This window comes from Shewanella sp. AS1 (assembly GCF_021412565.1).
Taxonomy (GTDB): Bacteria; Pseudomonadota; Gammaproteobacteria; order Enterobacterales; family Shewanellaceae; genus Shewanella.
Map to the genome: position 1 here is coordinate 179,064 of NZ_JAKCLJ010000003.1, position 12,985 is coordinate 192,048.

The window sequence follows — 12,985 nt, forward strand, 5'->3', positions numbered from 1 at the left end:
ATTGAGACAGTTATAGCAGGATATGTTCTGCCTTTACTTTTACAGTCAATCCTGAATCTAACTGAACTTGTACATCTTCTTTCTTGATGTCCAATACCACACCCGAAACAGGCGATTTACCTAGTTTGACACTGACACGTTGATTTGGTTTCAAATCATCAAGTGCCGCGGGAGCCAACTGCTCGACAACCACTTCAGGCTTTGCCGCTTTAGGTGCTGCAGGCTTACGTTTGGTCGCTAATTTCTTAAACGGTTTTTTCTCTGCCTTAGCAGCGCCGTCTGGCTTCTTCGCCGCGACTTTAGCCATACGTTTGGCTTTCGCCTTTTCCTGACTCTCTTTTAGTGTAGCTTGTGCATGCTCTACATGCTCCTGCTCTAACTCACCACACTCATTGCCATCAAGATCGACACGCTGTACGCCTACCTTGATCCCTTTAAGGTAACGCCAGCTGCTGGTATAACGACGTAGCGCGATTCTTAATTGAGTTTTACTGACTTTAGAATCATCAGCTAACCTTTCAGCCAAGTCCTGAAACAATCCAATCTTTAGCGGTTTAGTTTCACCTTCAGCGATAAAGCACAAAGGAAATGTTTCATATAAATACGCAAGAATTGCGTTGGTGTCGGTCAACTTGTCTGTTGATTCCATCATTACTTCCACAGTTTAAAAGGGACAATCGCCTCACTCTTCAATAGTAGGCGTGTCGTTCAAATTTGTCAGTTTAACCCTATTAAACGACTGTTTCTGTTATGAGAAACGGTCCATAGTCAGGTTAATCCAACCTACCTTAACAATTACATTTAACAAACGCCAAGTATTCATTTCAACTAATGAAATGTAACTAAGCGTTTTTAGCTTTTCAAGCGGTCTATTATAAGCGTGCCGGCGACATTTGCGACTACCAATTATGCAAAATTGGTCGTAGTTTAATCAAATAGCGTGCTTTCTAAGGTTTTAATAACCGACTCCAGGCCAATTTGATCGGCCGCACTGAATCTGTCAAATAACGGACTGTCGATATCGAGCACGGCAATCACCTCGCCGTTACGACGCATCGGGATCACGATTTCAGAATTACTGGCGCTGTCGCAGGCGATATGCCCCTCAAATTGATGCACATCGGCAACCCTTTGGGTGCTGTTAGTTTGCGCTGCCGTGCCACAGACCCCCTTCCCCATAGGAATACGGGTACAGGCGACTTTTCCCTGGAAAGGACCGAGGATCAACTGCTCATCTTCTCGCAGATAGAAACCAACCCAGTTGAGATCGTGAAGATGCTCATTAAGGAGTGCTGAAAAGTTAGCCATTGCTGAAATCAGGTTATCTTCACCTGCAAACAAGGCCTCAGTCTGGCGTGCTAAAGTGTCGTAACACACAGAGGTCATATCGTTATTAATCCTTACTCTTTTACTTCTGTTTTCTTAGGTGCTTTTTTTACCGGTTTCACCGCGCCCCCTTTGAGTAGCCCCACCAGCTGATCTCTATGTTCAGCCAGGTAGAAACTGAGTTTCTCGCTTATTGTATCATCAAGTTCCAGCTCTGCCTGTGCTAAAAATGGAAGAAGATTGTCCGCAATGTCTAGCATCTTATCGTAGGCATCTGCCTCCTTCTTAGATGTGAAAGTCATCTTTTCAACCCCTTCTCTGACGACGACAAATTTTGTTATTACTGCCATGTCCACCCTCATACTGTTTTTTTATACAGTTATAGAATCGCACAAAGTTAACTTCTTATGCAAGTGTTCAAAATTATCTGATAGTATCTTGTGCTATAACCTAGTTAAGTACTTCAATCTTAGTGATCTTCTTTCAGGAACAAAGGTTTCTTAGGGAAGTTACTACACTAAAATAACGATACAGAAACAGATAGCGGCGCACAGTGTAATAGGTTTGTAATAAAGCCTTTATGGTTTACATCAATAAAGTGCACTTTTTATAACCCGCTAACACGATAGGAAGATTCCCAAGCCATTATGAAATCCCAGGTGTTGGATAAAAGTATCATCCTCTGCCATTCCTGCGACTTAGTCGTGAGGAAACGGGCACTGCCTGCCGGAGTCAGGGCCCTGTGCCCCCGCTGTCACAGCAACCTGTACGATACGCCTTACTGCTCCATCAACGGTATGCTGGCCCTTTGTCTCAGCGCGCTTATCTTCTATTTCCCGGCTAACTTTTATCCTGTGCTAGAACTGCATTTTTTTGGCAGTATCCGAACCACGACCATCTTTGAAGGGGCCATGTCGGTTACAAATCAGGGCTATTGGGTTGTGGGGCTAGCCGTATTAATCGCGGCGGTTATCGCTCCAGGTTTGCTCATCTTATCTGTGCTGGCGCAAATTTACATCGTTAAATATCGCCTGCAACAGCCATTATTTCGCAGAATTTACAAAGGGTTATTATGCCAACATAAGCTGTTAAGTCAGCTCTCTATGCTGGAAATTTACATGATCAGTATCTTCGTGTCGGTTTTTCAGCTGTCCGATTACACAGATCTCTATTTTGGTATCGGCACGTTTTGTTTTACCATGTTGTTTGTCATAGTGATTTTTTTACAGCGTGAATATCACATAGAACATATGTGGAGCCTACTCGATGACGAACACTAACAGGGATAGTCAAGTGCAAGGCGAGAAGCTCGGGCTCACCTCCTGCCCGGGGTGCGCCAACCTCTGTCAGATAGAGCAAGAAGAGTGTACCCGCTGCGGCCAGAAGATCTACAGCCGGGATAGATCCAGTATTCAAAAGAGCTGGGCGCTGCTGATCACGGCATTCATTCTCTTCTTTCCGGCCAATCTCTACCCTATTACTGTGATGACCAGCCAAGGCAAGGTGCGCCAGGATACTATTTTATCGGGCATCAAACACTTAATTCACCTCGACCTGCTGCCCATTGCCATTATTTTGTTTACCGCCAGTATATTAGTGCCTTTGTTAAAGATAGTCGGCCTCTCTATCTATCTGCTGGCCATCAGCTTTAAACTGCCCATTTCAAAACGTCTGTTAATGGCCGGATACCATATTATCGAGTGGATAGGCCGCTGGTCTATGCTGGATCTGTTTGTAATCTCCATTACTGCGGCACTGGTGAATATGGGGCAATTATTTGATGCCAAGCCCGCACCTGCAGCCACAGCCTTTGCCCTGGTCATTTTACTCACTCAGCTGGCGGCTAAAGTATTAGATACACGTTTACTCTGGGACCAATTGGAATCGAAAGATGTCAGAAATTGAAACACCTAAAGTCGTAAAGAAAAAACTCTTTTCTCCCATCTGGTTATTACCTATGGTTGCCCTTGCCTTAGGCGCTTGGCTGGGCATTAAGAGTATTCGTGAATCGGGTGTCGAGGTGCGGATCCATTTCCCCAATGCCACAGGTATCGATGTGGGTAAAACCCTGGTTCGTTATCAGGGATTAACCGTAGGTAAAGTGGTGGATATCAGTATCGATGATCAACTGCAGGGGGTGAATGTCGACCTTATGATGGATTATCGCTCTACCCCTTTCCTGCGTGAAGGCACCAAATTTTGGCTGGTAACACCTAAAGCCTCTATCACAGGTGTAGAAGGCCTCGATGCCCTGTTTTCCGGTAACTATATCGCCATTCAGCCCGGAGAAGGTCGATATAGAGATCAGTTTGACGCCGAAGATCAAGCGCCGCCAGTCATGCCTGGCAGTGACGGCCTGATGATAGAACTCACCAGCCCAAGTCTTCGCTCGTTAGACGTAGGCTCACAAGTCTATTATCGCCAAATTCCTGTTGGTCAAATCGTCAGTTACCGCCTGATCAATGACAATAGCATCTTATTCAATGTCTACATCAAGAAGCAGTATGCCCATCTGGTGAAACAGGATTCGAGTTTCTGGAATGTCTCCGGCCTCACCTTGGATGCGTCACTGTCGGGTTTGAAGCTCAAAACCGAGAGCCTTGCCGCCATTTTAGCTGGCGGCGTCACCTTCTCATCGCAAACATCATCAGAGCCCGCCTCGGCCAATCAGACATTTACTCTCTATGAAAATGAGGAGAGTGCCACGGGTGGAGCGACATTTAGCCTGCTGGCCGACAACGCCGACAGCATCAATACAGGTGCAAGCATCATGTTCCGGGGCATTGAGATAGGCCAAATAACCCAGACTCACCTGCAAGATGATGGCGTACGTTTCGATGCCAGTCTCGACGCCAAATACGCCGACTTGCTCAGTGGCACGGCGCAGTTCTGGGTCGAAGGCAGCGATATCTCTCTGAGCGGCATCAAACATGCCTCACGCCTAATCACAGGCAGCGTGATCAACTTTATGCCGGGTGTCGGTCAGGCCAAGAGCCAATACACACTCTTAGATACTCCGCCTGCACAGGCAAAAAGTCCGGTCGAGCTCACGCTGATCGCCAGCGACAACCCTGGCATCAAAGCGGGAGCCGAGGTGCGCTACAAACAGCTTCCCATAGGTAAAGTGATCGATGTCAGCTTTAAAAGCGATTTCAGCGCCATCGAATATGAGGTGGAGATCGCCGCCGAATATCAGCCTCTGCTCACCCGCAGCAGCTATTTTCTGCCGGAATCAGCACTGGCAATCGACGCCTCACTCGACGGGGTCTCGGTCAAGACACGGGATCTCACAACCTTAACCCAAGGTGCCATAAGCCTGGTTCAGGGCAGTAGCCGCGCTCAATTAAAAGCTGGCACGCCGCTATCTCTGTTTACCTCAGCCCAGCAGGCAGAACAGCTCATCGCCCAGCGATCCATGCAGCGTATTACCCTATCCAGCCCAGATGGTGCCGATCTGAGCACTCATTCGCCTGTCTACTATAAAAAGATGCAGATAGGTAAGGTGCTGGATATCGCCTGGCAATCCAAAGAGGATAAGTTTGCCGTCACCCTGGGAATAGAGAAACCCTTCGCAAGTTTACTCAAACCCGGCAGCGTCTTTTGGCGTAACAGCGCCGTGGCAGTGGATGCGAGCTTAAGCGGCATCCGAGTCGATGTTGCTCCTCTTGAAGGTGCCATTAAAGGCAGTGTTTCTTTGGGGTATGTCGAAGATGAGCAAGGGGATCAGACTCACCTCTATGGCTCACAGGCGCTCGCTTTAACTAAAGCAAAACCCATACAACTGACCTTCCCGGCGACGGCAAAACTCTCGGCTAATGCCCCAATTCGCTACTTGGGTCATCAAGTGGGCAACATAGAGAGCGTGCGCCTGGATGATAACCTGAGCACAGTCAGCGTTGAGGCTTATCTCTATGGCAATTACGCCAAGCTGTTTACCCGAGCGGATTCGCGCTATTTTCTGGTTGATGCCGAGATTTCCCTCTCAGGGATAAGCGCCGCAGAAACCCTGCTCACTGGGCCTTATGTCGCGGTACTGCCAGGAATAAGTGAGCAAAACAGCATGGCCTTTATCGGCCAAGGCAAGGCGCCTGAGCAGCTCGATGCTGAGCAATTGACACTCACGCTTATCGACAGCGAGCTTGGCTCAGTCAAAGTCGGCACCCCCATCATTTTTCGAGGCATCAAGATAGGTGAAATCAAAACCTATCAATTATCGAATGATGGCACCCAAGTGATCATGAAGGCACAAATCGCTAAACCCTATCAGCACTTAGTCAATCAGAGCAGTCAGTTCTGGGATCTCTCTGGCATCAGTGTCGATTTAGGCCTGTTTAGCGGCGCGCAGATTGAAACCGGCTCCTTAGAAACCATTCTCGCCGGTGGAATTGGGGTGGCAACCGAGCAGCCCACCACCAGCAGCAACAGCCTATCGAGCGATAACCCCTTCGTGTTACACGATAAGCTCGACCCACAATGGCTAGAATGGGCGCCGGTTCAGTCAAATTAACCCAAACTCGCGGCGACCCAACATATCAAACGCCCTCACCTGACTGAGAATTCATGGGCGGGTGACAAAGTAATAGGTCTGGCGATAACAACATATCGCCAGCGACTTTGGCCCGTCAGACTCTCGAAAGGGTAACAAGTGACTAAGGTCAGTTGTAATTCATCTGAGTCCATAAGACTTGTATCCTGCTCATCGACCACTTCAATCTGAGTGACTCTGTAGATACGCTCAACGGCGCGGCTATCTTGCAGTGCAATCAGCTGGCCATTTTGAATCATACTTAAACGCGCAAAATGGGTATCTCTATGGGCGGCAATAATGGTGTTGCCAGCCTGATTAAGGCGGTTATCGGTCAAAATCGCACTCGGGCCAAAGGCGAGATTGCGCCCCGAAGCGCCAGCGAGAATAAACAGGGGATCAGCAGCGCCCCCAGCCTGGTCGAGAAAGCTGAGCCTGGCAATGGGATGGGTATCGGCCCAGCTCCAAGGTTTATGCCACTCGCCATCATCTAAGGTCTTACGCCAGGCCTGCTCAATCAAGAACTGGGCAAAATGTGCCTTTGCCTGCATATATCCTCCTTTAGCAATCATTGCCAGTGCGAGCAGCAGGCAGCCCAGCAGAAAATATCGCCTCAGTTTCATCTTTGTGGCCTGTGATGGAAGGCACTCGCATGGAAAGCACTCGCATGAAAAGCCTTATCATTTAACGGTTTACTTGCTTTACCGAAACTCAGGTAATACAAGCCAAGCAGCAAGAGCAGCATACTGCCCAATGCCAGATAGAGACGACTGCCACTGGCGGTTTGTGGCCAAGCCATTCCCTTAACCGGCAGCACAGAACTGGCGTGAAACGCTAGGTTGGATTGAGGAGAATCGAACTGCGACGGCCCCTTATCGACGGCAACCAGACTGGTATAGGGGCTCACCAGATGATAAGTCAGCGCCAGATGGAGCACCTCCTGTTCGACCCTGTCACTATTACTACTGTTTTTATTCAGCATAAGATTCTTGATCCGTTGGCGGGCCCAGATAAGGTCTATTCCTTTTGACGGCACTCCTTTTGCAGCCACTCCTTTTGACACCATTCCTGCTGGCGCTAGCCTGTCGGCTCTGTTATCGGCTCTAGTATCCGCTGCAACAGCCTGACTGAGCGGTAAGGTCTGCTGCCAAAACTGGCCGCCTAGGGTGCCGGAGATCAGCAGTTCATCATTGGATGATTTGCTCAATGCTGGCAGTTTCACCGCCAGCATCAAGGGCTCATCGGCATAGAGATCGCCAATTTTGTTCGGCCAATAATCAAGTTTGGCCTGGCTCTTTGAGCTCAGTTCAATATCGCTTACCACAGGCTTTGCTAGCTTATCCATTAAGCCATTTATCTTGTTAGAGACCTGCTCGAGTTTACCTATGTAGGTGTAAGTTCCTCGGCCTGCGACCGCTGCGCGCTCCATAAAATAGCGATTGGGCGCGCGGCCTATCCCCACGGTAAACAAGCGGCTGTTAGCTAATTTACTGGCAATCAACTCAAACAGCTGAGCCTCATTGCTCACCGCACCATCGGTAATGAACACCACCTGCCTGAGCAAGTCGTGCTCTTTATCTTCGCCCAATTGATCCCGACCCAATGCCGCAATAAAGGCAGGTAACATTTCGGTTCCGCCATCGGCTTCCAGGGCAGCGACAAATTCATAGGCGCGATTGAGGTGACTTGCGTTGACCGCCAGTGGCGAGGCTGAGAGCTTCATCACCTGAGAGTCAAAAGCGATAATATTGAATCTATCCTCAGGCTCCAGGCTCTTTAAGGCTCGCATTAAAGCCATCTTGGCCTGCACAATCGACTCCCCCTCCATGGAGCCAGAGGTGTCTATCACTAAAATCAGCTCTCTTGGCGCCGCGGGGCGGGATTTATCCTGCGGTGGCATCAGCATGACTAATCCATAATCGGCATCTGACGACTGTGCATTTGATAAGGGTTCGACTATTGATGACTGCTCAGTGGAGCTAAGTTGCTTATCACCAGACACAAGAGGATGGGTCACGCCCTCCTGGATAAAGAGTAACGCCCGCGGTTCTTGCCCCAGTTCCACTTGCCAATTTAAGACAAAATCACGATCAGGATTGACAGTATGGGCAAGTTCAATCGCGCGTGCGCCCGAGCCAAGCTGCCTCTGCTCAATCTGATGAAAAGGCGCATCGAGATGCCGAATAGCCATTCCCGCATCCAGCACAATTCTCAGCTCTACTTGGCCCTGTGCGATATTGTTTATCCTAAGAGGCGCTTGATCAAATGACTCGTGTTTGAACAACTCTTTTTTAAACAATTCGTGCTTAAACAAGGAGGACACCTGCTGCCTTACCTCATTGAGGCTTGATGGAACACGACTTGGTGGACCATATCTGGGCGTGATAGCCATAGGAAAATGTACACTGAACTCGCCGTCATGGTATTCCACCCTTTCCTGATAACTAATCTCGACAATCAGGCTCTCACCGGGTGGCAGATGACTGACTTGAGTGGTGAACAGGTTAGGCCTTTGCTGCTCGACTAGACTTGCCTTTTTGCCCTGCACTTTGGCCTGCTCGAACTTCTCTCTCGCCCGCCGTTTCTCATGGATTTCACCGACTATGCGCCGCTTTCCTATCTGCAGCGTCATCGAGTCCACCGCGCCATTGGCAGGCAGTGGAAACTGATAGGTGCCATTGAGCCAATAATCACTCTCGTTTCTGAAGGTTTGAGTGACTGTGACCCGGTTGAGTAAACCCAAGATCTGCATCTGCACCTGAGTATCGATTGGCACCGCAAACCGATACTCGGATGTCTGCCCATTCTCATTCCCATTCGAATTGCCATAGCCACTGACCAGCTGATAGCGGAGTAATGCGCTGCCCACAGTGGCTCTCGCGTCATCAACATCCGTTGTGGCAGATGCTGAGCCGACATTCCAAAACAGTCCCAGTGCTGCCCCAAGCGCTAAATGAGTAACCCCTTTCGCCATGCTGAATAAGATGTGACACTGCCCCATAATGCCTCCTTTAAATAGCTCACCAATCGCGCTGCAGTCCCCTACCTCACTGCTGACAGTCAAGCTGTCAGCACACAGATGGCAAAGGGAAAATGCTAATTGAGTATCTTGGGTTAATTCGCCACTAGCTCAGTTTCCTGAGGTAACAGCTTGATGGTGACGCGGCGATCGAAAAAGTCGTTCTCCATACTCTGCTCGGTTTTCACCGGCAGTGATGCACCATAGGCTTTCGCGGCCAGACGTGCTCGCTCCACTCCCTGCTGCTCAAGGTAACTCCTGACCTCGGCGACCCTTTGCTCCGACAAAGCCTGGTTGTAGTTGGAATCACCGCGTCTGTCGGCATAGCCGGTCAGATCCAACTTGAGTTTTGGCAGCATCAGCATCACCTCGGCAATGTCATCCAACTGCTCCTGAAAATGGGGCTCCACCTCAGATGAGCCGGTTTTAAACTGCACATTCAGCCCCAGCGCCAACTCTTCAAACTGCATACTTTGCCGCTGTTTCAGCAGCTGCAACTCCTGTTTAAGCTGGGCCGTTTGCCCCACCTGAGATTTGAGACTCTGTTTCTCCTGTGTCAGCAAGGCTATCTGCGTCTGATCTTGTTCAAGCTGCGTCTGCAGGGACGCTATCTGCGCCTCATCGGCTACCGACTGACCTATAAACCCGCCTGTGACGGCGCCGATAATGGCTCCCACCGGGCCTGCCACCACTGCGCCCAGCAAGACTCCCGAGCCCAGCCCTATCAGGGTGGACTGCTCCTTCTCCTCGGCAAATGCATCGACCTCGGCGCCATGGGCGACAGATGCGGTTAATATTGTGGTGGTGATCAGGGCGGCAATAAGTTGTTTCTTCATCTTGTTTTCCTTTTATCCATAAATAGTGATTGGGTGTTTGTGACTTGCTGTTAGTAACTTGCTGTTAATAACTTGATGTCTATGGATAAATTAAAACCCCGATTACTGTCCTGTGCGGGGAGGAAAAATGGCACTCTGGCTATCAATTGTGGCAACAAAATGGCAATCGCTTACCTGCACTTCTATCAGGGCCAATTTGCTGTATAGTCACAACTTAAGCGTCAATGGAAAGAGTCAGGCCCTAGATGAAACGCATCGCAATCGTAGAAGATGAAACTGCCATTCGGGAAAATTATAAAGAGGTGCTGCAGCAACAAGGCTACAGTGTCCAGGCCTATGCCAATCGCCACAGTGCCATGCAGGCCTTTAACCTGCGTCTGCCGGATCTGGCGATCATCGATATCGGCCTTGAGGATGAAATTGATGGCGGTTTTACCTTGTGTCAGTCGCTACGCGCCCTATCAAGCAACCTGCCTATCCTCTTTTTGACCGCCAGAGACAGCGATTTTGATACTGTCTGCGGCCTCAGACTCGGCGCCGATGACTACCTGAGTAAAGAGGTCAGCTTCCCGCACCTGCTGGCTAGGCTAGCCGCGCTGTTTCGCCGCTCAGAGGTGCAGCACAGTCAGCAGGCGACTCAGTTAATTACCCATGGCGAACTGACCATAGATGTCAATCGCATTCAGGTTCACTGGCGACAGAGCCCCATAGAATTGACTGTGACCGAATTTTGGATGGTACATGCCTTAGCAAAACATCCTGGCCATGTTCGCAGCCGTCAGGCACTGATGCAGGATGCCAAGATCTATGTGGATGACAGCACTATCACCTCCCATGTGAAACGAATTCGTAAAAAATTTATCGCACAAGATCCTGAGTTTAACTGTATCGATACTGTGTACGGCATGGGCTATCGCTGGGATCCTCAAGGCTAGATGTTTAATCTCCCATTTGGGCTACGCACCAAAGTCGCCATACTCTCTGTGTTTCTGCTCTGCCTGCCCTGGCTGGGTTACCAATATGTGTGGGAGATGGAAAAATACCTAAGGCACGGCCAGGAAAATACCCTCGAAGGCACGACACAGGCACTGGCGACTGCTCTGCATGAAAGGCCAAAACTGTTTGATAAACAAGCAAGTTTTCTCTCTCAGGTGAAACAGGGGCGGGATCTTTACGCCTATCCGCTAAACAGTGCCATTCAGCTTGACGGTAAACTCAATGACTGGAGCCAATATCGCGCTAAGAGTCTGCACTATGGCAAAGAGCACCTGCTCTTTCAGGCCGATGAGAAAGCGCCGCTCAACTTAAGCTTCAACCATATGGTGGGCAAGTATGGCGGCTATCTCTACGGCTTTTTTGAGGTCAAAGATCCCCAGGTGATCTATCGCGGTAAAAACAGCCTAAGCATAGACAGCAACGATCACTTAGCCATCGCCACCCAGACCCCGGATGGACAGTTTCGCCGTTACATTGTCGCGACCATAGAAGATGGCTGGATAAGCGCCTTTGAGCTGCCACTAGATCCATCACTATCTACCCCAGTGACGCCAGAGGTGAGAATTCAGGGGAAATGGTTAAAAACTCAGGCCGGATACAATATTGAGCTACGAATTCCTCTGGAGATGCTGGGCAGTAAGCTGGGCTTTGCCATCGCCGATGTGGACGACCCTAAAAAGCGCAGTGTGGTCAGCATCATAGGCACCTCGGGCACCAATGATCTCGACTCACTAGGCACTGTTCTGGTGCCATCACCTGAAATTGAAAGCATAATCAAAGGGATGAGTCACAACAGCTCACGTATCTGGGTCGTGGACACCCATGGGCGTGTGCTGGCCAGATCCGGCGACATTCACAGCAGTGCCAATGTTTGGGCTCAGGCCAGTCAAGAGCCGCAAGATAGCAGTTATTGGGGACGTTTTAAGGATCATTTCCTCACGCCTCTCTACTATCGTATCCTCACTAAGCCGCCCAAGGATTTTATCGACTCTCTAAAAGATTCGACCGTGCTTGAGGGCAGCCATATTCAAAAGGCCCTTAAAGGACAGTTAGCCTCAACCTGGCGCTTAACACCAGACGGTAAAGCCGTGGTGTTAGCGGCGGCCAGCCCCATCTGGATCGATGATAAGGTGATGGGTGTAGTGATCGCCGAAGAAACCACTCACGGGATCCGTACCCTGCGTAACAAGGCATTAGAGAAGCTGTTTAATGTGATCCTGACCACTATGAGCATGGGTACCCTGGCGCTCTTCTTCTTCGCTTCCAGTATCTCTAGCCGCATTCGCAGACTCAGGGATCAGGCAGAGCACGCTATCGACAGCCAAGGGCGCATCAAACAAGCCATAGAGGCGGATAAAAACAGGGATGAGATAGGAGATCTTTCCCGCAGTTTTGCCAACATTGTCAGCCGCCTTAGCCAGTACAATCATTATCTTGAAAACATGTCATCTCGCCTTTCCCATGAACTGCGCACCCCGGTTGCCGTGGTACGCAGTTCACTGGAACACTTAGGTGCCCAGGGGTTAGGAGAATCTCAGCAGAAATATGTGGATCGCGCCCAGGAGGGAGTCAGTCGCTTAAACCTTATTCTTAACAGCATGAGCGAAGCGACCCGTCTCGAAGAGGCGCTTGCCCACGCCGAACTGAGCCGTTTTCCTCTGAAGCAGGTGATCTCCGGCTGCATGCAGGGCTATCAGCTAACCTACCCTAAGCAGCGCTTTACTCTTAATCTTTGTGATGACCCCCTTATGATGCAAGGCGTCCCCGAGTATATCGCTCAGCTGATGGATAAGTTGATCGCCAATGCCATCGAGTTTTGTGAAACAGACAGCGCCATCGAGGTCGCCCTAATGGCCAAAGGCCGCAGCGCAATATTAAGCGTCTATAATCAGGGGCCGGCGCTGCCACCGGACATGGGCGAGCAGATCTTCGAGTCTATGGTGTCGGTCAGGCAGCAAAAGAGCCAGAGCAAGCCGCACCTGGGACTGGGGCTCTATATTGCGCGCCTGATCGCCGAGTTCCATCAAGGCAGGATCACAGCCCAAGACAGCATCTCTGATAATCAGCCAATTGGCGTGGTTTTTAGTGTGACGCTTCCTTTAGACTCGGCATAACAGAGCCGAACGGCATTAGCGAGACATTATGAGCGAAAGATAATGAGTGAGACATATTAAGTGAGATAGAGATAGGCACAAAATTCGATATCGCTCTTTAATTTAACCCTTTAATTTAGCCGTTTAGATGTTAAGATGGCTAAAACCAGCAATCAGTCGTGAGATAGCC

At 49.7% G+C, this 12,985-nt stretch carries 11 protein-coding genes; 5 read left to right on the plus strand and 6 right to left on the minus strand.

Annotation, left to right across the window (positions count from 1 at the left end):
• Positions 1-10: 10 nt before the first annotated feature.
• From proQ to LZP69_RS06670, 3 genes are all read right to left on the minus strand, one after another.
• Positions 11-649 carry an RNA chaperone ProQ gene (gene proQ / locus LZP69_RS06660; RefSeq protein WP_234199408.1) on the minus strand — a complete coding sequence of 213 codons (639 nt, stop codon included), beginning with the start codon at positions 647-649 and terminating at the stop codon, positions 11-13.
• Positions 650-927: 278 nt separating this feature from the next.
• Entirely contained in the window at positions 928-1,386 is a 459-nt protein-coding gene (locus LZP69_RS06665) for a GAF domain-containing protein (RefSeq protein ID WP_234199409.1), read from the minus strand.
• Positions 1,387-1,400: 14 nt separating this feature from the next.
• Positions 1,401-1,676, minus strand: a complete 276-nt coding sequence (locus tag LZP69_RS06670; protein WP_234199410.1) for a YebG family protein — start codon at positions 1,674-1,676, stop codon at positions 1,401-1,403.
• A 297-nt stretch (positions 1,677-1,973) separates the two neighbouring features.
• On the opposite strand from LZP69_RS06670, the gene LZP69_RS06675 reads away from it, so the two are divergent.
• The 3 genes from LZP69_RS06675 to LZP69_RS06685 are packed head-to-tail and all read left to right on the plus strand — an operon-like array spanning position 1,974 to position 5,833.
• Entirely contained in the window at positions 1,974-2,606 is a 633-nt protein-coding gene (locus LZP69_RS06675) for a paraquat-inducible protein A (protein ID WP_234199411.1), read from the plus strand.
• Positions 2,593-3,231, plus strand: a complete 639-nt coding sequence (locus LZP69_RS06680; protein ID WP_234199412.1) for a paraquat-inducible protein A — start codon at positions 2,593-2,595, stop codon at positions 3,229-3,231. Before LZP69_RS06675 ends, LZP69_RS06680 begins: the two co-directional genes overlap by 14 nt.
• Positions 3,218-5,833 carry an MlaD family protein gene (locus LZP69_RS06685; RefSeq protein ID WP_234199413.1) on the plus strand — a complete coding sequence of 872 codons (2,616 nt, stop codon included), beginning with the start codon at positions 3,218-3,220 and terminating at the stop codon, positions 5,831-5,833. Before LZP69_RS06680 ends, LZP69_RS06685 begins: the two co-directional genes overlap by 14 nt.
• Before the next feature lie 35 nt (positions 5,834-5,868).
• Here the strand turns inward: LZP69_RS06685 and LZP69_RS06690 are convergent, their stop codons facing one another.
• The 3 genes from LZP69_RS06690 to pdsO form a co-directional block, all read right to left on the minus strand.
• On the minus strand, positions 5,869-6,474 hold the full coding sequence (locus tag LZP69_RS06690) for a class GN sortase (RefSeq protein WP_234199414.1): 606 nt from the start codon (positions 6,472-6,474) through the stop codon (positions 5,869-5,871).
• On the minus strand, positions 6,471-8,852 hold the full coding sequence (locus LZP69_RS06695; RefSeq protein WP_234199415.1) for a marine proteobacterial sortase target protein: 2,382 nt from the start codon (positions 8,850-8,852) through the stop codon (positions 6,471-6,473). The genes LZP69_RS06690 and LZP69_RS06695 overlap by 4 nt, the downstream gene beginning before the upstream one ends.
• Positions 8,853-8,965: 113 nt before the next feature.
• The gene (pdsO, locus tag LZP69_RS06700; protein ID WP_234199416.1) at positions 8,966-9,706 is read right to left on the minus strand and encodes a sortase-associated OmpA-like protein PdsO; all 741 of its coding nucleotides are present in this window, start codon (positions 9,704-9,706) and stop codon (positions 8,966-8,968) included.
• A 245-nt stretch (positions 9,707-9,951) separates the two neighbouring features.
• On the opposite strand from pdsO, the gene pdsR reads away from it, so the two are divergent.
• Together pdsR and pdsS are read left to right on the plus strand one after the other, a co-directional pair.
• Complete coding sequence (gene pdsR, locus LZP69_RS06705) at positions 9,952-10,641, plus strand: proteobacterial dedicated sortase system response regulator (protein ID WP_234199417.1); 690 nt, start codon at positions 9,952-9,954, stop codon at positions 10,639-10,641.
• Positions 10,642-12,816: a proteobacterial dedicated sortase system histidine kinase gene (gene pdsS, locus LZP69_RS06710; RefSeq protein ID WP_234199418.1), complete on the plus strand. Its 2,175-nt coding sequence runs from the start codon at positions 10,642-10,644 to the stop codon at positions 12,814-12,816. It abuts the gene before it with no gap.
• Positions 12,817-12,985 lie beyond the last annotated feature (169 nt).